14 protein-coding genes, 2 tRNA genes and 1 pseudogene are annotated in these 22,036 nt (G+C 71.9%); 13 read left to right on the forward strand and 4 right to left on the reverse strand.

Translation table 11 applies throughout. The features are described 5' to 3' along the window. The 6 genes from VI078_10330 to VI078_10355 all read left to right on the forward strand — a co-directional run. The coding region (locus tag VI078_10330; GenBank protein HEY5999679.1) for an ABC transporter substrate-binding protein at window positions 1–1,280 on the forward strand (1,280 nt) is incomplete at its 5' end. Window positions 1,281–1,543: 263 nt separating this feature from the next. After that, complete coding sequence (locus VI078_10335) at window positions 1,544–2,836, forward strand: adenylosuccinate synthase (GenBank protein HEY5999680.1); 1,293 nt, start codon at window positions 1,544–1,546, stop codon at window positions 2,834–2,836. A gap of 77 nt (window positions 2,837–2,913) precedes the next feature. Further along, window positions 2,914–2,988: transfer RNA gene (locus VI078_10340), tRNA-Lys, on the forward strand. A gap of 8 nt (window positions 2,989–2,996) precedes the next feature. Next, window positions 2,997–3,074: transfer RNA gene (locus VI078_10345), tRNA-Glu, on the forward strand. A 232-nt stretch (window positions 3,075–3,306) separates the two neighbouring features. After that, complete coding sequence (locus VI078_10350) at window positions 3,307–6,723, forward strand: adenylate/guanylate cyclase domain-containing protein (protein HEY5999681.1); 3,417 nt, start codon at window positions 3,307–3,309, stop codon at window positions 6,721–6,723. A 214-nt stretch (window positions 6,724–6,937) separates the two neighbouring features. Beyond that, window positions 6,938–7,453: a hypothetical protein gene (locus VI078_10355; protein ID HEY5999682.1), complete on the forward strand. Its 516-nt coding sequence runs from the start codon at window positions 6,938–6,940 to the stop codon at window positions 7,451–7,453. On the opposite strand, the gene VI078_10360 is transcribed toward VI078_10355, so the two are convergent. After that, complete coding sequence (locus VI078_10360) at window positions 7,431–8,165, reverse strand: Crp/Fnr family transcriptional regulator (protein ID HEY5999683.1); 735 nt, start codon at window positions 8,163–8,165, stop codon at window positions 7,431–7,433. The genes VI078_10355 and VI078_10360 overlap by 23 nt on opposite strands. Before the next feature lie 267 nt (window positions 8,166–8,432). Between VI078_10360 and VI078_10365 the strand changes: the two genes are divergently transcribed. After that, on the forward strand, window positions 8,433–9,782 hold the full coding sequence (locus VI078_10365) for a CHASE domain-containing protein (protein HEY5999684.1): 1,350 nt from the start codon (window positions 8,433–8,435) through the stop codon (window positions 9,780–9,782). Window positions 9,783–9,810: 28 nt separating this feature from the next. Here VI078_10365 and VI078_10370 read toward each other — a convergent pair whose 3' ends face one another. Both VI078_10370 and VI078_10375 read right to left on the reverse strand, forming a co-directional pair. Further along, window positions 9,811–12,138: an ATP-binding protein gene (locus tag VI078_10370; protein HEY5999685.1), complete on the reverse strand. Its 2,328-nt coding sequence runs from the start codon at window positions 12,136–12,138 to the stop codon at window positions 9,811–9,813. A 36-nt stretch (window positions 12,139–12,174) separates the two neighbouring features. Next, window positions 12,175–13,188 carry a transglutaminase domain-containing protein gene (locus VI078_10375; protein ID HEY5999686.1) on the reverse strand — a complete coding sequence of 338 codons (1,014 nt, stop codon included), beginning with the start codon at window positions 13,186–13,188 and terminating at the stop codon, window positions 12,175–12,177. A 145-nt stretch (window positions 13,189–13,333) separates the two neighbouring features. Here VI078_10375 and VI078_10380 point away from each other — a divergent pair, with 145 nt between their 5' ends. Genes VI078_10380 through VI078_10400 form a run of 5 tightly spaced genes read left to right on the forward strand, consistent with a single transcriptional unit; the run spans window position 13,334 to window position 18,107 of the window. Next, window positions 13,334–14,464, forward strand: coding sequence for a glycosyltransferase (locus VI078_10380; GenBank protein ID HEY5999687.1), 1,131 nt, complete (start codon window positions 13,334–13,336; stop codon window positions 14,462–14,464). Continuing rightward, window positions 14,461–15,276 carry a class I SAM-dependent methyltransferase gene (locus tag VI078_10385; protein HEY5999688.1) on the forward strand — a complete coding sequence of 272 codons (816 nt, stop codon included), beginning with the start codon at window positions 14,461–14,463 and terminating at the stop codon, window positions 15,274–15,276. Before VI078_10380 ends, VI078_10385 begins: the two co-directional genes overlap by 4 nt. Continuing rightward, window positions 15,273–15,686, forward strand: a complete 414-nt coding sequence (locus tag VI078_10390; protein HEY5999689.1) for a hypothetical protein — start codon at window positions 15,273–15,275, stop codon at window positions 15,684–15,686. The genes VI078_10385 and VI078_10390 overlap by 4 nt, the downstream gene beginning before the upstream one ends. Continuing rightward, window positions 15,679–17,253 (forward strand): GMC oxidoreductase, encoded by a 1,575-nt coding sequence (locus VI078_10395; protein HEY5999690.1) that lies wholly within the window; start codon window positions 15,679–15,681, stop codon window positions 17,251–17,253. The genes VI078_10390 and VI078_10395 overlap by 8 nt, the downstream gene beginning before the upstream one ends. Next, the gene (locus VI078_10400) at window positions 17,250–18,107 is read left to right on the forward strand and encodes an NAD(P)-dependent oxidoreductase (GenBank protein ID HEY5999691.1); all 858 of its coding nucleotides are present in this window, start codon (window positions 17,250–17,252) and stop codon (window positions 18,105–18,107) included. Before VI078_10395 ends, VI078_10400 begins: the two co-directional genes overlap by 4 nt. A 19-nt stretch (window positions 18,108–18,126) precedes the next feature. Here VI078_10400 and VI078_10405 read toward each other — a convergent pair whose 3' ends face one another. Continuing rightward, entirely contained in the window at window positions 18,127–20,136 is a 2,010-nt protein-coding gene (locus tag VI078_10405) for a tetratricopeptide repeat protein (protein HEY5999692.1), read from the reverse strand. Window positions 20,137–20,771: 635 nt separating this feature from the next. Here VI078_10405 and VI078_10410 point away from each other — a divergent pair. Then, window positions 20,772–22,036: pseudogene (locus VI078_10410) on the forward strand (collagen-like protein).

A 22,036-nucleotide genomic window follows, 5' to 3' on the forward strand; every position in this document is an offset into this window, starting at 1 on the left:
AAGGAGCGTCCGCCCCAAGGCAGAAGGCGCCTCCGGTCGCGCCGCCTCCGGTCGTCGTTCAGCCCGCCGCAAAGCCACCGTCGCCGCCGCCGGTCCCCGCGGCGCGCCCGCTCGCGCCGGCTCCGGTCCCCGCCGCCCGGCCGCAGACACCGGCGCCAGCGACGGTCGCGGACGTTCCCGCCGAGGCGTCTGCCGAGAAGGAGCCGGGGAAGCCCATCCGCCGCGTCGGCCTCCTCTTCCCCTCGGAGGGGCCGCGCAAGGGGTTCGGCGTCGAGGCCCGCCGCGGGGCGCAGCTGTGCATGGAGGACCCGCGGGGAGAGCGCCCGTTCGCGCTCGAGGCTGTCGTGCGCGAGGAGAACGGGGCCGACCCCGCGGCGGTCATCACCGAGCTGGTCGACAGCGAGGGCGTGGTCGCGATCGTGGGGCCGCTGCTCTCGGGCGCGGCCGGGAAGGCGATCGCGGCGGCCGAGCGCCGCGCCCTCCCGCTGATCTCGCCGACCGCGGGCGCCGCGGGGCTCGGCGAGGGGAGCACGGTCTTCTTCCGCACGTGCCTGACGCTCGAGGCGTTCGCCGCGGCGCTCGCCGAGTACGCGGTGGGCAGGCTCGGGGCGCCGAACGTGGCGATCCTGCTCCCCGCGCAGCCGTACGGCCGCTCCCTCGCGGGCGCCTTCCGGCAGGCGCTCGAGGCGCGCGGCGCCCGGGTGCCGGTGGTCCGCGAGTACCCGCCCGGCCTGCGCGACCTCGTTCCGTGGTCCGCGGCCCTCGTGAAGGAGCTGCTGCCGGACGGCGCGGAAGGCGCCCCCGCCGTCGACGCGATCTTCCTCGCGGGGTCGGCGGTGGAGGCCGGGATGATCCTGCCGCGGCTGGCCTACCTCGGGCTCGATCCCCGGGAGGTGGCCGTCCTCGGCGGCAGCGCGCTCGACGTCCCGGAGTTCCCCCGACTCGCGGGGGGCTACGCCGAGGGGGCGCTCATCGCCGACGGGTTCTTCGCGGGCAGCGACCAGCCGGCGGCCGCGGACTTCGTGCAGCGGTACCGCGAACGGCACGGCGACGACCCCGGCCCGGCGGCCGCGCAGGCGTGCGCCGCCGTGGAGCTGCTCGCGGCGGCGCTGCGCGGCGGGGCGGCGACGCCTCGCGGGACCCTGGACGCGCTCGGGGCGCTGGGCGAGGTTCCCACGGTCCTCGGCCCGGTCAGGGTGGCGCCCGGCGGAAGGATCGAGCGCCGTCCCTTCTTCATCACGGTCCGAGCCGGCGGCCTCGTCGAACTGGGCGGACGGTGACCCCAATTCCGCGCGTAACGCGCGGATCAGCGGAAGCAGGCGTGTCACCTGGCCTGGAGCGAAACCAGACTGCTTCCCGTGGTTGAGATGTCTGCTGCTCTACTGGATCCGCGCGTACGCGCGGATCTGGGTGCCCCTTTTCGCTTGACACCCCGCCCGGGGGGTGCGGATAATCGAATCCCGCGAGTTTTGATGGGAAAATCCGGCGTCCCCGCAAGGCGTGGACGAACGGGCGGACGAGGGGTGTCAGGGGGAAAGGGACGATGCCGACGCTGATCGTGGTGGGCGCCCAGTGGGGCGACGAGGGCAAGGGGAAGATCGTCGATCTGCTCACCGACCGGGCGGACATCGTGGTGCGCTACGCCGGCGGGAACAACGCCGGGCACACGATCATCGTCGGCGGGGAGAAGTTCGTGCTCCACCTCATCCCCTCCGGGATCCTGCACGCGAAGAAGCGCTGCTTCCTCGGCGGCGGCATGGTGCTCGACCCCGAGGCCTTCCTCGCCGAGGTCGAGAAGCTCATCGCGCGCGGCGTGAAGATCGGGACGCGGCTGAAGATCGCCCCCGAGACGCACCTGATCATGCCGTACCACAAGACGATCGACCACGAGAGCGAGAAGCTGCGCGGCAAGCGCAAGATCGGCACCACCGGCCGCGGGATCGGGCCGGCCTACGTCGACAAGGTCGCGCGCATCGGCATCCGGGTGGCGGACCTCATGGACCCGGAGGTCTTCCGGGACAAGCTCGCGCACAACATCGCGGAGAAGAACTACCTCTACAAGGAGATCTACGGGATCGCGCCGATGAAGGCCGCGCCGATCTACAAGCGCTGCCTCGCGTTCGGCAAGCTGATCGCGCCGTTCGTCGCGGACGTCTCGCGCATCGCCGACGAGGCGGGGCGCGCCGGCAGGAGCGTGCTGTTCGAGGGCGCGCAGGGGACGATGCTGGACGTCGACCACGGCACCTACCCGTTCGTGACCTCCTCGAACGCGGTCGCCGGCGGCGCCTGCACGGGCGGCGGCGTCGGGCCGACCGCGGTGGACGCGGTGATCGGCGTGATCAAGGCCTACACGACGCGCGTCGGCGAGGGGCCGTTCCCGACGGAGCTGAGCGGCGCGCTCAGCGAGCGGCTGCGCGAGGGCGGCAGCGAGTACGGCGCCACGACGGGGCGGCCGCGCCGCTGCGGCTGGTTCGACGGCGTCGTCGCGCGCTACTCGCGGCGCGTCAACGGCCTGACGAGCCTGGCGCTGACGAAGCTCGACGTCCTTGACGGCTTCCCGGAGATCAAGGTCTGCGTCGCGTACCGCTACAAGGGCGCGACGATCAAGGAGATGCCCTACGGGCTGGCGGAGTGGCGCGGCGCGACACCGGTCTACAGGACGGTCAAGGGGTGGTCGAGGCCGACCGCCGGCGTGCGCAGCCTCGCGAAGCTGCCGCGCGAGGCGCGCGACTACGTCAAGCTGCTGGAGGACATCGCGGAGTGCCGCTTCAAGCTCGTGTCGACCGGCGCGGGCCGCGAGGACACGATCGAGGTCGGCGATCCCTACCGCCGCTAGGAAGCCACGGTCACGCCCTGGCAAGGGGGGCAAAATTGACTTATCGTGACCCCTGCGTTATAAACCCCCTTCTGTGCGGGCCGCTAGCTCAGTGGTAGAGCATCTGCCTTTTAAGCAGAGGGTCGTTGGTTCGATCCCAACGCGGCTCACCAGGAACCGGGTCCCCATCGTCTAGCCCGGCCCAGGACACCGCCCTTTCACGGCGGGAACGGGGGTTCGAATCCCCCTGGGGACGCCAAGCGCACGACCCGCCCTTCGCCGGCCGGGAATCATCGGCGTGCGCTTCCAGAGGGGGGCAGGCCCCCCTCCGGCGCGGCTGACGTCGCTGCCTCCCCCGAGCGCCGCGCGCAACCCATTCCACCGCAGGTCCGATTGGACCGCTCTGCTCCGCCTCCCATGACCGCTCGAGTCGCGTTCCCTGCCTCTTTCCTTCCCGCCTTGTACTATTGTGAAAAGAGTATATATGTCACATGGGAAGCGACGATGCCCCCGGCGGGGAGGTTGAGCGACTGAACGCAGCCATCGCCGCCCAGGAGGCACAACGCGCGCTCCTCGGCGATGCAGTGGTCGACCTCACGATTTCGACGCTCCGCGCTCGGGTCGCGGCGTTGCGCCAAGGGGCTGCCGCCCCCCCTGTTGTGGGCCCGCAGCCACCGGACCTCTCGGCGTGGGCCCATCGCCACATCCCGCCCGCCCTTGCCGAGAAGCTTGGCGGACTCGGCCGGATCGGGGAGGAGCGCCGCCAGGTGACGGTGGTCTTCGCGGACATCACGGGCTTCACCGCGCTCTGCGAGGGTCGCGACCAGGAGGAGGTCGCCGCGTTCACGGACGCGGTGCTGCGCGAGCTCTCCGCGCCGGTCTACCATTACGAGGGCTACGTCGACAAGTTCATCGGCGACGCCGTGATGGCGGTCTTCGGCGCGCCGCTCGCGCACGAGGACGACGCGGAGCGGGCCCTGCGCGCCGCGCTGGAGATGCGCCGCACCATGGCGGGACTCGATCACCAGTGGCGGGGGAGGCTCGGCCGCGAGCTGGAACTGCACGTCGGGGTCAATACCGGCGAGGTGATCGCGGGATTCTCCGGGCTCCAGATGTCCTACCGCGTGGTGGGCGACACCGTCAACACCGCCGCCCGGCTCGGTGAGGCGGCGCCGCCGGGGACGATCTACGTGAGCCGCGACACCTACCGCCTCGCCCGGGACGCCTTCTCGTTCCTGGCGATGGAGCCGATCCAGGTCAAGGGCAAGACCCGGCCGCTCGTGGTCTACGAGCTGGAGCAGGCCAGGCTCGACCACCGCAAGACGCGGGGGTTGACGGACCTGACGCCGGTGTTCGTCGGCCGCGAGGCGGAGCTCCGGGAGTTGGAGCGCATCGCCGTCGACCTGGGCGCGGGGCACGGGCGCCTCGTCGCCGTGACCGGGGAGGCCGGGATCGGCAAGTCGCGCCTCATGGACGAGTGGCACGACAGGCTGCGGCGCGGCGGCAGCGTGAACTGGATCGAGGGGCGCTGCCTGCCCTTCACGGCGGCCCTCGCCTACGGGCCCTTCCTCGACCTCTTGCGCCGCTACGCCGGGATCGACGAGGAGCAGAACGAGGGCGCGGTCCGCCGCCGGCTCGACTCGGCCGTCGGTCGGTTCTTTCCCGGCGACGCCGAAGCGCGCGCGGTCTTCGCGAACCTCATGGGGCTGGGTCTCGCGGACGAAGAGCGCACCCTGCTGGCGGGCATTCCCGCGAAGGGGCTGCGCGACCGGCTCTTCGCCCTCGTGGAGGAGATCTTCACCACCCTCGCCATGGACTGCCCGACGGTACTCGTGATCGAGGACCTGCACTGGGCCGACGTGGCGTCCCACGAGCTGCTCGAGCACCTCTTTCCGCTCGCGCAGCGGCTCCCACTGGCGATCACGCTGGTCGGGCGCCCGGTGGCGGGCGGGTCGCCCGCCGTCGTCGCGGCCAGGGAGCGCTACGCGACGCACTTCACCGACCTGGCCCTGGCGCCGCTCACGGAGGCGGGCGCCGCCGAGATGGCCTCGCGGCTGCTCTCTCTCGAGGAGATCCCGGAGGAATTGCGGGACCTCGTGGTGCGGCGGGCCGAGGGCAACCCGTTCTACGTCGAGGAGACGATCCGCAGCCTGATCGAGCAGGGCGCCCTGGTGCGCCCCGGGGATGGCCGGTGGAAGATCGGGGCGGCGATCGGGCGGGTCGTCGTGCCCGACACGCTCCACGGACTGCTGATGTCGCGCCTCGACCGCCTCCCCACCGGGACGCGGCAGCTGGCGCAGCGCGCGTCCGTGATTGGACGGATCTTTCTCTACCGGGTCCTGCACCGGATGACTGACGAGGACGGGGGGATCGACGAGGGCCTGGGGCAGATGGAGCGCGAGGACCTGATTCGGAAGCGTGCGAGCGACCCGGAGCTGGAGTACATGTTCCGCCACGCCCTGACGCAGGAGGTGGCCTACGCGAGCCTCCTCGCCCCGCGGCGCGCGGAGCTGCACCGGCGCGTGGGCGAGGTGATGGAGGAGCTCTTCGCCGGGAGGATCGGCGAGTTCACGCGGATCATCGGCGAGCACTTCCTCAAAGGCGAGGCCTGGGGTCGGGCCGCGGACTACCTCGTGCGCTCCGGGGACGCGGCGGCCCGTCTGTTCGCGCAAGCCGAGGCACGCGCCGACTATGGCCATGCACTGCTGGCCCTCGAGCGGCTCCCCGGGGATCCAGAGGTCGCCGGACGGCGCGTCGACACGACCGTCAGCCTCGCGAAGGCCAACTACATGGGGATGCCGCCGCGAGAGCTGCTGGAGCGGCTCAAGACGGCCGAGGACCTCGCCGGCTCGCTCCCGGCTCCGGACGCGAGCCCCGGCGGCGACCGGCTTCGCCTCGCGCGGGTCCACTACTGCACCGGGACCCAACTCGTGTTCGCGAACCGGATGTCCGAGGCGATCGCGTACCACTCCAAGGTCCTCGCCGTCGCGGCCGAACTGCAGGCTCCGGAGCTCCTCGACATGCCTTCCTTCTCGATCGGCAGCGCTCTCGTGCTCCAGGGGCACCTGGGGCGGGGACGGCAGCTCCTCGGGCAGGCGATTGCAGCCTTCGAGAGGGATGGGGACAGCCTCCTGCACGGCAGGGCGCGAAGCATGCTCGGCTATGCCATGCTCCACATGGGGGACCTCGCCGGCGCGCGCGCCGAGGAAGAGCGCGCCATCGAGATACTCCAGACGATCAGCGCCTCGGGGCCGGTTGCCACGGCGCACCTGATCCTGAGCGGGTTGAGCGTCTACCAGGACCATGGCCCCGCAGCGCGCGAGCGATCCGACGCGCACGCCAACCGGGCCATCGAGGTGAGCCTGAGCACCGGCGACATGGTCCTCCACTACTTCTCGCGCGGGATCTGGGCCTGGGATCTGGCGCTGGGCGGGCGGTTCAGCGAGGCCGCGGAGCAGATGGAGCGCTGCTTCGCCCTTGCGGCGAAACTCGGCGAGCAGCTCATCTACATGGACCAGTTCCTCGCCCGGAGGGCTGACATCGCCCTCGGGCTCGGCCGGCGGAAGGAGGCCCGAGCGTTCGCGGAGAAGGCGGTCGAGGTCTCATCCAAGACCGGCGGCATCTGGGCCGAGGCTCACGCCGGCCGCGCGTTGGCCCGGATCCTCGCGACGGACGCCCCGCCGGACTTCGACGGCGCGGAGGCGTACCTCACGCGCAGCCTTGGGCTCTACGAGTCGGGGCAGAATCTGATGGGGATGGCCCACGTGCAGATCGACTGGGGCCGGATCTGCCGCCTCCGCGGCGACGAGAGCGCGGCGCGCGAGCACTACGGCGAAGCGATCGCCCTCTTCGAGTCCAAGGGGATCGGGAGACGGGCGGCCCAGGTGCGCGCCCTCATGGAGAGTTGATTCCCTCTCGCCGCGTCCCGGGTCCTGCACCTGGAAAATTGAGCAGCCGGGTAATAGTACCTTCCCCCCCACCTCCGCGCGTCCTAGCTTGGCCACAGAAGGCAGGGCGCCAGACGGACGAGAAAGGGGGATCGGCAAGGGGCCGCTGGTGAGGCGGCCGGGAGTCCAGCGGCGCCGGAAACTCACGACCAGACAGCGCGGGGGGGGAATGGCAATGCGAACGACGTGGATCAAAGGGATCATGGCTCTGGCGGCGGTCATGGGAGCGGTGGCGTTCGTCGCGGAGGCGCAGGCGCAGGTCAACGCCATATCCGGCAAGTCGAAGTTGACGATCACGAAGCGGGAGGTCGTCCCGGCCGGCGATGTCGAGGGGCACATTCTCATGCTCGGGGAGTCGAACGGCACGAACGCCAACACGGGGAAGTGGGTCATCATGGACGGGGCGAAGGCCCGGGGCGTCGCCATCTACGACCTCACCAAGGGCAACGGCTCGCAGAACGGCTACTTCATCCTCTCCAAGGACGGCAACGAAAACGTGGTCAAGATAACCGGCGCCATCAAGACCGTGCTTTCGCCGGAAGGCAAGCCCCTGACGACCTTGTCCGGGGACTGGAGGTTCGTGAAGTGCACCGGCCTCTACGAGGGATGCACTGGCCAGGGGACGTACCAGGGTGCCTTCACCGCGGAGAACGAGTACCTCGTCGAGTTCAAGGGGATCCTCGTCCAGTAGAGCCGCCGGCGCGGGGCGGGCGCTGTGGCCCGTCCTGGCAGATGCGCACGGAGATCAGGAGCGCGTTCTCCTCCTCTCGGAGCAGCCCGTCCCGCGCCAGGGCCTTGAGGACCTTGGTCACGGACTCGCGTGACGCCCCGATCCTCGTGGACAGGTCCCGGTGCGATCGTTTCGCGATTCGGAGGAAGCCCTCGGGTGTCCGTGTCCCCGCGACCGCCGCCTCCTGCAGGAAGAGCCGGCAGAGCCGCTCGCGCACGTCGAGAAACGCCAGACGCCCCTCGCGCTCCGTGGACCGGCGCACGATCCGGGCCAGGGCCTTGAGCAGGTCGAGGGCGATCCGCGGCTCGTCGCGGATGGCATCGAGCAGCCGCTCGCGCCGCAGCACGGCGAGGACCGTGTCGCGGTCGGCGATCACGGTCGCCGAGCGCGACTCGGCGTCGATCAGGCTGACCTCGCCGAAGAAACTCCCTGCGGGCATCTCGTTGAGGACGAACTCCTCCCCCTCGCCGCTTTCCAGGACGACCCGGACGCCTCCCTGGAGGATGATGTAGAGCTCGGTGCCCTCCTCACCCTGCGTGACGAGGACATCCCCCTTCCGTGCGCGCCGAATCGCGAAGTCGCGGAGGATGATCTCGGCGTGCTTCCTGGGCAGGTGCCTGAAGAGAGGCACCTGGCGGAAGTAGTCTTCCAGGAGATCGCGTTCCTTGCCCATGGCAGCACCGCTCACCCGATGATACGCCCAGCCGCTGCACATCCTCCATGACGTCGCCCGGGCCCGGCTCCCAGGATACTACCCCACGTCCCCATGTTCGAGGGTGCCGATCTGCAATCCGTGCTCCGACTGCGGTCCGCCCTTGGACACTGAGGCTTTAGCGAATCAGCATTCCGCCGCCCCGGCATCGCCGCGCCTTCGGGGTATACTAGTCTCGTCGGTCACCATCCGGACGGCCGTTGGCCGCAGCCAGGGAGGCGTCCACGCGTGAGCGAACCCGACACGAATCGCCGTCGAATCGAATGGGGAGGGGCCGCGCCAGCGGTTTCTTCGGCCCGCTGGCCGCGGGTCGGGCAGAGGATCCTGCACCATTCGCCCTGGCTCGTCCTCGCATCCTCGCTGCTCGTCACCTGGCTCGTCTGGCATTCGGCGGCGCACGCGCTCGCGGTGGCCCGGGACAATTACTTCGATTTCCGCGTCCGCGAGGCGACCACCCGCATCGTGCAGCGCATGCAGGCCTACCAGCAGGTGCTGCAGGGGGTGCAGGCGCTCTACCTGGCCTCCGACACCGTCGAGCGGGACGAGTTCAAGACCTACGTCGCGGCCCAGCGCCTCGCCGAGCACTACCCCGGCATCCAGGGCGTCGGCTACTCGCTCATCGTGCCCGCTGCACGCAGGGGCGAGCACGAGGCCGCGGTCCGGGCGGAAGGCTTCCGCGCGTACGCGATCCGCCCCGAGGGGCAGCGGGATCCGTACACATCCATCGTCTACCTCGAGCCGTTCGCGGACCGCAACCTGCGCGCCTTCGGCTATGACATGTACTCCGAGCCCGTCCGCCGCGCCGCGATGGAGCGCGCGCGCGACACCGGCGCCATGGCGATGTCGGGCAAGGTGCGGCTCGTGCAGGAGGCGGGCGGCCGCGAGCAGGCGGGCTTCCTGCTGTACCTGCCGGTCTACCGCAACAACCTGCCGCACGACACGCCCGCGCAGCGCCGCGCACATATCCTCGGGTGGGCCTATTCCCCGTTTCGCATGGACGACCTGATGCAGGGGATCCACGGCGAGCGCGCGAGCGACCTCGACATCGAGATCTACGACGGGTCCGATGCGTCGACCGAGACGCTGATGTACGACTCGGACGGGAGCCGTCAGGCCGTGTCGCCCTCGCCCGCGGGGGTGACCTCGGTGGGCGAGATCGAGATCGCCGGCCGCCGCTGGACGGTCGCCGTCCGCGCGCTCGCGGGGCTCGAGCGCCGCATCGACGCCGGGCGGCCGGCGCTCATCGGGTTCGTCGGCGTGATCATCAGCCTGCTGCTGTCCTGGCTGACGTGGTCGCTGGTGCGCGGGCGCGAGCGGGCCGTCTCCGCAGTGCTCGAGCGCGAGCGCCTGATCGCCGAGCTGCAGGCGGCGATGGCACAGGTCAAGACGCTGCAGGGGATCCTGCCGATCTGCTCGGTCTGCAAGAAGATCCGCGACGACAAGGACGCGTGGAAGCAGATGGAGACCTTCATCAGCGAGCACTCGGACGCGGTCTTCAGCCACGGCTACTGTCCCGACTGCGCCGCGAAGACCATGGCCGAGGTCCGCGCGTTCTCGAAAGCTCGGGGGACCGGATAGGGGACCGCCGCGGCCTCACCCCGCGGCGTCAGCCGGCCGCGGGCGTCCCGATCGTGTCGCGGACGGCCTGCAGGAGCGCCCCGACGGTGAAGGGCTTCTGCAGCAGCGGCGTGCCCTTGTCCAGAAGCCGGTCCAGCGCGCCCGCGCCCGAGGGGTACCCGGAGATGTAGAGGACCCTGATCCCCGGGCGCAGCTCCGCGAGCCTGCGGCACAGTTCCGGCCCGCTCATTCCCGGCATGACGACGTCCGAGATGACGAGGTCGATCGTGGCTCCCGGCGCCGCCGCGAGCGCCTCGGCGGGGCTGGCGACGGCCGTCACGCCGTAGCCGTACTCGGCCAGCGCCGCGGCCATGAAGGTGCGGACGCCCTCGTCGTCCTCGACGAGCAGCACGGCCCCGTTCCCGCGCGGCGGCCCCGCGGCGGCCGGCGTCTCGCTCCCCGCGGGCACCGCGGCTTCGGCGACCGGCAGGTAGACGCGGAAGGTCGTGCCGTGGCCCGGCTCGCTGTAGACGGCGATGTCGCCGCCGTGCTGCTTGACGATGCCGTGGACGGTCGAGAGCCCCAGCCCCGTCCCTCTTCCAGCGGCCTTGGTGGTGAAGAACGGCTCGAAGACGCGTTGCCGGGTGCGCTCGTCCATGCCGCATCCCGTGTCGCTCACGGTGAGGACGATGCACCGCTCCCCGTCGAGCCCGCGCGCGAGCCAGGGGGAGGATCCGTCGATCCGCGCGACGCCCGTCTCGACCGTGAGGCGGCCGCCCGCCGGCATCGCGTCCCGGGCGTTCACCGCCAGGTTGAGGAGCACCTGCTGGATCTGCGTCGGGTCGGCCTCGATCGGGGGCAGCTCGGCGGTGAGGTTCAGGCGCACGTCGATGTCCTCGCCGATGATCCGCTTGACCATCCTGCCGACGGCGAGGATCTCGTCGTTGAGGTTCAGGACCTTCTTCTGGAGGACCTGCCTGCGGCTGAAGGCGAGGATCTGGCGCGTGAGATCGGCCGCGCGCTTGGCGGACTCGACCACGGACTCGAGGCTCCTGCGGGCGGGGTGGCCGGGCTCGAGCCGCAGCAGCGTGAGGTCCGCGAAGCCGAGGATCGGCGAGAGCAGGTTGTTGAAGTCGTGCGCGATCCCGCCCGCAAGGATGCCGATGCCCTCGAGCTTCTGCGCCTGGACGAGCTGTTCCTCCAGCTTGCGCCGCTCGGTGATCTCCACGAACGTGACCACCGCGCCGCTGATCTGCCCGTCGTGGAGCACCGGGTGGCTCCAGCACTCGACGTGCACCGGCGAACCGTCGCTTCGCCAGAGGACCTCGTCGGCCGCGTGGTAGGCCGCGCCCGTCCTGACGACGTCGCGGAGCCGGCATTCCTCCGACGGGTGGGGCGAGCCGTCCTCCCGGGAGTGGTGGATGAGATCGTGGATCTTCCGGCCCGTCAGGTCCTCCGGCTTCCCGTGGCCGAGGATGCGGCAGCAGGCCGGGTTGCAGAAGGTGCAGGTGCCCTCCGGGTCGATGCCGTAGATTGCCTCCGCCGTGGAGTCCAGGAGCAGGCGGATCCGCTCCTCGCGTTCGGCGAGCTCCGTCTGGATCAGGATCCGCTCCTGGAGGGCGGCCTCCAGGTCCGCCGTGCGCTGGTGCACCGCGAACTCCAGGCCCGCCTTGGTGATCAGCGTCGAGGAGAGGCGGGCCGCCATCTCGTTGAAGGCCCGGCCGATCTCGCCGATCTCCGCGTGCCGGTCCGGGACGATCCGGCGCGAGAGGTCGCCGTCCCCGATCGCCTTGATGCCGGCGAGCAGCGGCAGGAACGATTGGCGGTGCAGCACCCGGACGAAGACGCTGCCGAGCACCAGCGCGAGCGCCACGGCGGCGGCGAGCAGGGCCGCCGTCCGCCAGATGTGCCGGGCCAGGACCTTCCCCATCGGTTCCAGGCTGATCCCGAGCGCGAGCTGGGCGATCGCCCCGCTTGTCACCGGCGTGCTCACCGGGCCGAACGCCGGCTCGGCGCCCGCGCCGGCGGCGGGCGGCGGCGCCACGGGGAAGGTGTATTCCTTCACCGCTCCGCGCACGTCCGACTGCCAGTGGGCGGCCTGGATCTCGCCCTCCCGCGACTTGACCATGAGGTACGTGACTTCCCGGTCGAGGGTCGCGCCCCGCAGGATCGCGTTCATGGTCTCCGTGTCCTGGCGGGCGGCGGCCTCCGCCACGGCGCGGGCCAGGTACTCGCCCATGAACTGCATGCGCCGGTCCAGTTCGCCGCGCAGGATGGCCCGCTGCTCGAGGACCGAGAGGGCGCCGAGGACGGAGCCGAGCGCGAGCACCACCAGCAGGACGATGAGGTTGAGCCTGAAGGCGATGCTCGTGCGCATGCTCGATGGGCGATCCGGCCGGAGAAGGGCCTGCGGTCAGTCCTCGTGGAACGCGACGGTGAAGCTGAACGTCTTCGGGCGGCAGTAATCGAGCGGCCTTCCGTCGATCTCCGCGTACGGGTACATGAAGTAGTTGACCTTCTCGAGGTTGCCCTCCGCGAAGGCGACCCCCCGCCCCCCCTTGTGCAGCACGATGCGGTACTGGTCGACCGCGCCGAAATAGTAGTCGCGGTAGGGACGGGCTGCGGCCAGGTCGAGGTTGCGCGCGAGCATGATCTTGCGCACGTCCGCGGGGTCGACGGGCACCCAGCCCGTGCCGGGGAGGTAGAACTCCGCCCAGCAGTGGTGCCCGTCCGTGACGTCGGTCTCGCCCGGCTGGCCGAGCCGCAGGCCGAAGACCTCCCGCGCCGGCACGCCCGTGGCGCGCGCCAGCGCGACGAAGACGGAGCTGATGTCCGCGCACTTCCCGCTCCGGGACGCGAGGGTCGCCTGGACCCTCCCGGTTCCGCAGCCGGGGACGTCGGGGTCCCGCCGCGTGTTCTCCACCGTCCAGTCGTAGACCGCCCGCGCCCGCGCGAGGATCCCGGACTTGCCCTCCACGATCTTCGCGGCCAGCGCGACGATCTTCGCGTCGTCCGACGGGATCCAGAACTCGGCCCGGACGTACTTCGCCACGTCGGGAGGGATCGCCCCTCCGCGCTCGGCGAGGCGCGGCGCCTTCCGCTCCCGGGCCTTGGCGTGGAACGAGACCGTGAGGGTCGGCTTCCCGGCCGGGCGCCTCCACTCGGTGTACAGGTAGAGGGCGCCACTCCGGGCCTCCCGCGAGAGGCTGAAGTTCGAGTACGTGCCGGAGAAGGTCAGCCCCGTGATCTCCTGGTCCAGGTCGGACGTGGGGTACGGGAACCAGAGCTTCGCCGAGGAGGCGTCCGCCGGGGTGGCCAGCGAGATGTTGAACCGGATGGTGCCGCTGCGTTCGGCCGCCGCGGCGGAAAGGGCGGCCAGATGGACCGCGGCCAGGGCCAGGCCAGGCAGCCAGCACATCTTCCTCATCGCCATCCCCCGCGGCCGCCCCGCGCCAGCGCGGACCGGAGGCATTCCACACCCGTCGCTGTGCGATGTCAATCGGCGGGGGACGACGCCACGCCAGGGCCGCTCTTGACAGCGTCGGGCCCCTGCGTGCTCATAATGTCGGCGGATGCAACCGCTGCACATGGATACGGCGGACGAGCGGCACGGGAGACCGCAGGCGACGGGCGGCGGGGCGTCGCGGCCCGCTCCGGAGCGCCCGCTCGCGGACGTCGTCGTCCTCATCCCCGCGTACAACCCGGACGAGATGCTGCTTGCCGTCGTCGCCGCGCTGATCGACCGGGGCTTCGCGCGGATCGTCGTCGTCGACGACGGCAGCGGCCCGGCGAGCGCCCCGGTGTTCGCGCGGCTGCGCACGCTGCCGCAGGTGGCGCTGCTGGCGCATGCGGTGAACCTCGGCAAGGGGCGGGCGCTCAAGACGGGGCTCAACCACATCCTCCAGGCGTGGCCGGACGCGGCCGGCGTCGTCACCGTCGACGCCGACGGCCAGCACCTGGCGGCGGACGTGGCGGCGGTCGTCGCCTCCTTCCTCGGGCGGCCGGACGCCCTGGTGCTCGGGTCGCGCTCGTTCGGCCGCTCGGTGCCGCTGCGGAGTCTCCTCGGCAACGTCATCACCCGCGGCGTCTTCCGGCTCGTCGTGGGCACGCGCATCGCCGACACCCAGTCGGGGCTGCGCTGCTTCCCGCTCGCGCTCGTGCCGCGGTTCCTCGCGCTCGAGGGAGAGCGCTACGAGTACGAGATGAACGTGCTGGTCGAGGCGCATCGCATCGCCGGCATCCGCGAGGTCGGCATCTCGACGGTGTACCTCCAGGACAACCGCTCCTCGCACTTCAACCCGCTCGCGGACTCGATGCGGATCTACTTCCTGCTGCTGCGCTTCTCGTTCTCCTCGGCGCTGGCGAGCCTCGTCGATTTCGCGGTCTTCGCGCTCGCGACCGCGCTGGGCGCCGGCCTGCTCCGGAGCATGGTCGTGGCGCGCGCGGTCGCCGGCAGCCTCAACTTCGTGGTCAACCGGAACCTGGTCTTCCGCAGCAGCGGCCGCGTGCCGCCGGCCCTGCTCAGGTACGCGGCCCTGCTCGCCCTGCTCGGCGGCGTCGCGTACCTGGCGATCAGGGCGCTGGCCGAGGCCGGCGTCGACGTCGTCCTCGCCAAGTTCCTCGTCGAGACGCTCCTCTTCCTCGTGAGCTTCACCGTCCAGCGCAGCGTGGTGTTCACCGCGCGCCGGGGCGAGCGGGCATGAGCGGCGAGCCGTCCCTCGCGGCCGCGTCGCGCCGGCTGCGCGACCCCGCGCTGCGCGGCCTGGCGCCGGGCACGGCGGCGTGGTTCGAGGCGCAGCGACGGATGATCGCGGGCAAGCCGCTCGTCCGGCGGTGCTACGACCTCTGGTACCGGCGGCTCCTCGAGGACGCCGACAGCGTGCCGGGCGCGGGCGGGCTGATCGTCGAGCTCGGGAGCGGGCTGAGCTACATCAAGCGGCTGCGCCCGGAGGTGGTGACGACCGACGTGGTGGCCGGGGCGGCGGACCTGGTGGCCGACGGCCGTGCGTTGCCCTTCGGCGACGGGACGGTGCGCGCGCTGCTGCTGACCCACGTCTTCCACCACATCCCGGACGTCGGGCGCTTCCTCACGGAGGCCCGCCGCGTGCTGGCGCCGGGCGGGGTCATCGGCATGGTCGAGGAGACCCACACGCCGTTCGCCCGCTTCTTCTTCGGGCGGATCCACCCCGAGCCCTACGACGACCGCGCCGCGCGCTGGGAGTTCCCCGCCGGGGACCCGCTGGGCGCCGCAAACCAGGCGCTCTCCTGGATCGTCTTCTTCCGGGACGCGGCGCGGTTCCGCGAAGGCTGGCCGGACCTCGCGCTCGAGCGCCGCGAATACCTGCCGTGGCTCGGCTACCTGCTCTCCGGCGGGGTGAACCTCAGGAGCCTCGTGCCGCGTCCCCTCGCGCCGGCATTCGGCGCGCTGGACGCGCTCCTGCGGCCGTGCGACCGCCTCTGCGCCATCCACTGGCACCTGCGGCTGCGCAAGGTCGCGGCCGTGCCGCGGCGATGAGCGCGCGCGAGCGGTCGGCGCTGGCGGCCGAGGCGGCGTTCCTCCATGGGGCGCTCTTCGGCGGCGAGATACCGCCGGAGGTCGCGGAGCGCTACGCGCGGGCCCACGAGGCGGTCGTCGGGGACGCGCCGGCGGCGCAGGAGCGCTCCGTGCAGCGCATCGTGCGCCGGCGCCTCGACGCGGAAGCGGTCGAGTGCGTCTTCCGGGCCCAGGGGCGCCGGCACCTGCTCACCACGAAGCTGCAGGTGCTCTGCTTCCTGGTGGAGGTCCGCGCGGCCTACTATCCGCGCTTCGTCAACGAGCGGCCCGGCCGGGTGCGGGCCGCGGCGGGGCTGGTCGGCGCGGCGCTCCGGACGGCGTGGAAGCGCGCGCGGGGCCGCTATCTGATCTGGAGGCACGATCTTGCTTGACGCGATCGTCGTCGGCTCGGGCCCCGGGGGCGTGATCTGCGCCCGCGGGCTGCGCGGCGAGCGCGTCCTCGTCCTCGATGTCGGCAATCGTCCCGGGCCGCTGCCGGGCCTCGACGGCAACCTCTACGAGCTGCGCCGCTCGCGGGAGGACCTCTTCGAGCAGCTGATCGGCGCCGGCTTCGAGGGCCTGCGCAATCTCCGCGGCCGCGCGGTCAGCCTCAAGCTCAAGTCGCCGGGCATGGCCTACGTCATCAGGGACGGGGAGCGCCTCGCGCCCGTGCTGTCGGAGGGTTTCGAGGCGACGATCAGCCTCGCCGAGGGCGGTCTCGCCAACGCCTGGGGCGCGGGGGTCTACCGCTTCACGGACGAGGACCTCGCGGGCTTCCCGATCCGGGCCGCAGACCTCGAGCCGCATTACGACGAGCTGACGCGGCTGATCGGCATCAGCGGCGAGAGCGACGACCTCGATCCCTGGTTCGGCGGCGCGGCCGGGTTGCTGCCGCCGCTGCGCCTCTCGGGCATCGCCGCCGACGTCTCCGCGCGCTACCGGCGCCACCTGCCGGAGTTCCGCCGCCGCGGCATCGTGGTCGGCCGCCCCAGGCTCGCCGTCCTCACGCGGGAGCACCGCGGACGCCCGGCCTACCGGCACGACAACCTCGAGTTCTTCAAGCCGCACGACCCCTCGATCTACAACCCGGCGTTCACGCTGCGCGAGATGGTGTCGGCGGGCGAGGTCGCGTACCGGCCCGGCGTGCTCGTCACGCGGTTCGCCGAGCACGCCGACCGCGTGGAGGTGTCTGCGCGCGATCTCGCGGCCGGCGGCGAGGAGACCTTCGTGGCGCGGCGGCTGTTCCTGGCCGCCGGCGCGCTCAACAGCGCCCGCATCGTCCTGGCTTCCGCCGGCGACCACGCGAGCCGCCTGCCGCTCCTCGACAATCCGGTGACGCTCGTCCCGCTGCTCAGCCCGGGGCGGATCGGCGCCGCCCTCGACCCGAATGACAGCTCGCTCGGCCAGCTCAACATCATCGTGCAGCCCGGCGCGGGGGACGGCGAGACCCTCCAGGGCACGCTCTACGGGACGACCGGGCCGCTGCGGTCGGACGCGCTCTTCGAGCTTCCCGCGCCGGTCCCGGCGGCGGTCTGCCTGGCCAAGTATCTCGCGCCGGCGATGGCCGTGGTCATGCTCTTCCACCCCGATCGTCCCGACCCGGGCAATTTCCTGCAGCTCGCGCCCAGCGGGGCGCTGCGGCTGCGCCACGCCCCGCCACGCCCCGGGAGCGGCGCCCGGCGGCTCGTCGCGGCCTTCCGGCGCATCGGTCTTCTCGGCGCGGACGTCCTCTGCCGGCAGGCGCCGATCGGCAGCGGGCTGCACTACGCGGGCACGCTCCCCATGAAGGCCGCGCCGGGACGCTACGAGACCGGCGTCGACGGGCGCCTCGGGGGCAGCGCGAGGGTCTTCGTCGTCGACGGCGCCTGCGTGCCGACGCTGCCGGCGAAGAACCTGACGTTCACCATCATGGCGAACGCGGCGCGCATCGCGGCGCTGGCGCGGGGCGGCCGGCCGTGAACGTCCTGATCACGGGCGGCACGGGGTTCCTCGGCTCGCGACTGGCGTCGGCGTGGAAGAGTCGGGGACACCGGGTGGCCGTGACGTCGTCCGGCACGGGCGTGCCGCCGCCCGGGGCGCTGCGCTTCCGCCTGGGGGAGCCCTTCGACGGCCGCGCCCTCGAGGGCATCGTCTGCGTCGTGCACGGCGCCCACGCGTTCGGCGGGGGCACGCACGTGCTGAACGTCGAGGGGACGCGGGCGCTGTTCATCGCGGCGCGGGCGGCCGGCGTCCGGCACCAGGTCTTCATCAGCTCCGCCTCGGCGCAGGCGGCCGGGGCGTCGGCGTACGGCCGCGTCAAGCGCGCCGTGGAGCCGCTCTTCCTCGACGCGGGCGAGACGGTCGTCCGTCCCGGCCTGGTGCTCGGGCGAGGGGGCATGTTCGGGCGCGTCATGGACAGGGTGCTCTCGTCGCCGGTGATCCCGCTGCTCGCGGGCGGGGAGGACCTGGTCCCGGTGGTCGCGGAGGCGGACTTCGTCGCCGCGATGACCGAGGTCCTCGAGGGCGGCTTGCGCGGATCCTGGAACCTCGTCAGCGGCGAGCAGGTGACGATGCGCCGGCTGCTCGGGACGCTGGCCCGGCTGGCGGGGCGCCGGCGGCTCTTCGTCCCCGTCCCGACCGCGGCGGCCGAGCGGCTGCTCTCGGGAATGGAGCGCCTTGGCATCCCGTTCCCCGTGGGGGCGGACAGCGTGCGCTCCATCGCGGGCGCCCGGCGGGCGCCGCCGCCGGCGAGCGATCTGCCCCGGTTGATCGGCGCGGCGACGCCGCTCGAGGAGGCGCTCGCCGCCGCGTTGGGCCCGCGTCCGCCGCGTTAGCCCGGCCGCGCCCCCTGCCTCAACGCGTCTCGGCCTTGCGCTTGCGGCTCCAGGCGAGGTTGTTGCGCGCCAGGGTGTTCGACGGGTTGAGGGCGAGCGCCTTCTCCCCCGCGGCGATCGCATGGTCCCATTCGCCGAGCTCGTTGTAGGCCGCGCAGATGTTGTTGTATGCGACGTCGTAGCCGGGGCGCAGGGCGAGAGCCCTCTCGGCGGCCCGGATGCTCTCGCGAAAGCGCTTCGCGCGGTACTCCCGGAGACTGAGGTTCACCCACTCCTCGGGGGTTGCGGGCTCCGGGGGCGGCACCGGCCCCGGGGCCGCGGCGCGCTGCCGCGCTGCCGTGAGCGCCGCGGTCGCCACCGCGTCTCCCGGCGCGATGCGCAGCGTCTCCTGCGCCAGGGTCTCGAGCTCCGCGACGTCGGCTCCCTCCCGCAGAATGTTCAGGAGCAGGTGCCGCGAATCGAGATCGGCCGGCGAGATGCCGAGCGCCGTGCGCAGGAGCGGCACGGCCTCCGCCGGGCGTTGCCGGCTCGCGAGGAAGCGCGCGAAGAAATAGTAGGGCGCGGGCCGGTCCGGGCCCAGCGCGAGGGCGCGGCGGAACGACTCCTCGGCTTCCTTCGGCCGGTTGGTCGCCGCCTCGACGACGCCGAGGTTGACGTGGACGTAGGAGTAGTTCGGCGTGAGGGCGAGGGCCTTCCTGAAGGCTTCCTCGGCGCCGGCGTACTCACCCCTCGACATGAGCGCGAGGCCGTAGTTCATCCAGCCGCGGCCGTTCTTCGGGCTCTTGAGCGTCACGTCCCGCCAGAGCGACTCGTCGGTGCGCCAGACCGCGTTGCGGCGGACGGTCCAGAGCCCGGCGCCGCAGAGCAGGCCGGCGAGGGCGGCCGCCGCGGCGCGCCGCACCAGCGCCGGCCTGGCGCTGGACGCCGCCACGCGCTCCAGCAGCAGCGCCCCCCCAGCCGCGACCGCGAGCGTCAGCCCGACGTACGGCAGGAAGACCCGGTGGTCGTTGAGCACCTCGGCGAGCGGGAAGACGAAGCTCGTCGGGGCCAGGCCGATGAGGAACCAGCCCAGGCCGAACGAGACGGGGCGCCAGCGGGGCCGGCGCCCGGCGAGCACGGCGGCCGCGACGAGGAGCGCCAGGAAGGCGAACCCGGCTGCGGCGCGCGGGTCGGCGATCGAGCCGAGGGGCACCCAGTCGGTGTCCGCGCTCAGGCCGAGGGGCAGGAAGAAGCTGGTGAAGTAGTGGAGGATCACGAACGGCTGGGTGATGAAGTACGCGTATCGCGAGGTGCCGCCGGGTTGCCATGCGGGCGGCGACAGCGCGCGGATGAGCCAGAGCATGGCGAGGACGAGGACGAACGAGGGGAGCGCGGCGCGGACAGCGCGGGCGCCGCCGCGGGCGCTGCCGCCGCGACTGGCGATCCGGCCGCCGATGAGGGTCTCGTAGAGCAGCAACAGCGGCGCGAAGACGAAGGCGACTGCCTTGGCCAGCATGCCGAGCGCCGCCGGGAGCAGGTAGGCGTGCGTCGCCCGGGAGCGCGGGGAGCAGGCGTAGAGCGCCAGGGCCAGGACGATGCCGAGCGTCGACAGCGTGTCGGACCGGGCGATGACGTAGTTCACCGTCTCGGCGTTCGCCGGGTGCAGAAGATAGATCGCCACGGCGGCGTAGGCGGTGGCCTCGGCCGTGGCTGCAGGGAAGGTGGCGGCGAGGACGCGACGGAAGAGGAAGAACATGGCGAGCCCCTGCAGCAGGAAGAGTGCGAAGATCGAGAGGTGGAAGGCCCACGGAGCCAGGCCCCCGCCGATCGCGTAGTCCATCGCGAGCGTGGTCGTGACGAGCGGCCGGTAGGTCTGGTTTGCGGGGAGGGAGCTCGACGTCGATGCGTCGGTGAAGAAGCGCCAGATGTGCCCGGGGTTCCTGATGAAGGCATTGTTGACGATCGTGTGGGAATCGTCGAAGTGGAATCCGTTGCCGAAGTGGTTTGCATAGACGGCGGTGACGGCGGCGGCCAGGAGAACGCCGAGCATGACGCGGAATCGGGTGCGGCAACCAGGTTGGCGCATGTTCGCCGCGCCGGAGCTTTCCACAGTCTGCATCGGCGCTAAGTGTATCAATTTGTGGGACTTGTGGTAGTAATAGACAGTGTCTTCGGGGGAGAGGGGATTGGTCCGCCCGCGAAGGGACGGGGACGGATCGGGGCGGACGGTTGGCCGGTCCGTGAGTGCAGGACGGGGGGATGCGCATGATCGCTCTTCGCTGTAAGTCACGCTGTGTCCCGTTCCTGGCGGCCCTCCTGTCGTTGGCGCTGGTGGCGGGCCCCGCGGCCGTCCCGTCGTGGAGCTTCACCCCGTACCGCTCCATTCCCTTCAAGTTCAGGACAAAGCTCGCCCCGAACACGGTCGCCAACTTCAGGTTCCTGCTCTGGGACCGCAGCCGCGGAGGGACGTGGCTCTGGAGCGAGACCAAGAAGCTTCGCGTCGACAGCGGGGGCTACATCTCGACCAGCCTCGGGACGAAGGTCCCCTTCAGCACGTACAACGTCGAGTTCTCGCAGCAGATGTGGGTCGAGGTCCGTCGGGGGGCTCGCGTCCTCGGGCGCAAGGCGTTCACCGCGGTCCCGTACGCTCTCTGGAGCGCGACGAGTGATGTCGCCGGGCCTGCGGGGCCGACCGGCGCCCAGGGCACTACAGGCGCCACGGGTGCCACCGGTGCTGCGGGTGACGTCGGCCCCACGGGAGCGCAGGGGCCGACGGGCGCTGACTCGACGGTCCCGGGGCCCGCGGGGCCGGCGGGGGCGACAGGCGCACCGGGTCCCACGGGTGCCGACTCGATGGTCCCCGGTCCCGCGGGGCCGGCGGGCGCGACGGGTGCACAAGGTGAGGTTGGCCCGGCCGGTCCACAGGGTCCAACGGGAGCCGCTGGCGAGGTCGGCCCGACGGGTGCGACGGGTGCAGCGGGCGCCACCGGAGCGCAGGGTCCGGCGGGCGCTGACTCGACGGTGCCGGGGCCGGCGGGGCCGGCGGGCGCGACCGGTGCGGCCGGGCCGCAGGGCATCCAAGGCGCGACGGGTGCTCTTGGGCCGACGGGTCCGCAGGGTATCCAGGGTGTGACTGGTGACGTTGGTGTTACGGGCGCAACTGGTGCGCAGGGTGAGACCGGCGCGACTGGGCCACAGGGTGCGCAGGGCGCAACAGGTGATGTCGGCGCGACGGGTCCGCAGGGCATCCAGGGCGCAACAGGTGATGTCGGCGCGACGGGCGCGACGGGCGTTCAGGGCGTTCAGGGTGAGACCGGTGCGACTGGTCCGCAGGGCATCCAAGGTGTGATCGGGAACGTCGGAGCCACGGGCGCCACCGGTGCAACTGGAGCGCAGGGCATTCAAGGTGAGACCGGGGCGACTGGGCCACAGGGGATACAGGGCGTAACTGGTGATGTCGGTGCGATAGGTCCGCAGGGCATCCGGGGCGAGACGGGTGCCACCGGTCCGATGGGTCCGCAGGGCATCCCGGGGGTCACTGGCGACGTTGGCGCGACGGGCGCGACGGGCGCCACGGGTGCGCAGGGCGCAACGGGTGATGTCGGTGCGACGGGTCCGCAGGGCGCGACCGGTGCAAGCGGACTGCAGGGCATCCAGGGTGAAACGGGCGCCACTGGTCCGATGGGTCCGCAGGGCATCCAGGGTGTGACCGGGGACGTCGGAGCCACGGGTGCAACCGGTGCGACAGGTGCGCAGGGCGTTCAGGGTGAGACCGGTGCGACTGGTCCGCAGGGCATCCAAGGTGTGATCGGGAACGTCGGAGCCACGGGCGCCACCGGTGCAACTGGACTGCAGGGCATCCAGGGTGAAACGGGTGCCACCGGTCCGATGGGTCCGCAGGGCATCCAAGGTGTCACTGGTGACGTTGGCGCGACGGGTGCCACGGGTGC

Source organism: bacterium, assembly GCA_036524115.1.
Classification (GTDB): Bacteria; JAUVQV01; JAUVQV01; order JAUVQV01; family DATDCY01; genus DATDCY01.

Coding starts and splice junctions, on each gene's coding strand:
- VI078_10360 (HEY5999683.1), bottom strand. CDS start 8,165: ATGGGCAAGGAACGCGATCTCCTGGAAGACTACTTCCGCCAGGTGCCT.
- VI078_10390 (HEY5999689.1), top strand. CDS start 15,273: ATGAGCGCGCGCGAGCGGTCGGCGCTGGCGGCCGAGGCGGCGTTCCTC.
- VI078_10380 (HEY5999687.1), top strand. CDS start 13,334: ATGCAACCGCTGCACATGGATACGGCGGACGAGCGGCACGGGAGACCG.
- VI078_10375 (HEY5999686.1), bottom strand. CDS start 13,188: ATGAGGAAGATGTGCTGGCTGCCTGGCCTGGCCCTGGCCGCGGTCCAT.
- VI078_10385 (HEY5999688.1), top strand. CDS start 14,461: ATGAGCGGCGAGCCGTCCCTCGCGGCCGCGTCGCGCCGGCTGCGCGAC.
- VI078_10370 (HEY5999685.1), bottom strand. CDS start 12,138: ATGCGCACGAGCATCGCCTTCAGGCTCAACCTCATCGTCCTGCTGGTG.
- VI078_10335 (HEY5999680.1), top strand. CDS start 1,544: ATGCCGACGCTGATCGTGGTGGGCGCCCAGTGGGGCGACGAGGGCAAG.
- VI078_10350 (HEY5999681.1), top strand. CDS start 3,307: ATGGGAAGCGACGATGCCCCCGGCGGGGAGGTTGAGCGACTGAACGCA.
- VI078_10355 (HEY5999682.1), top strand. CDS start 6,938: ATGCGAACGACGTGGATCAAAGGGATCATGGCTCTGGCGGCGGTCATG.
- VI078_10405 (HEY5999692.1), bottom strand. CDS start 20,136: ATGCTCGGCGTTCTCCTGGCCGCCGCCGTCACCGCCGTCTATGCAAAC.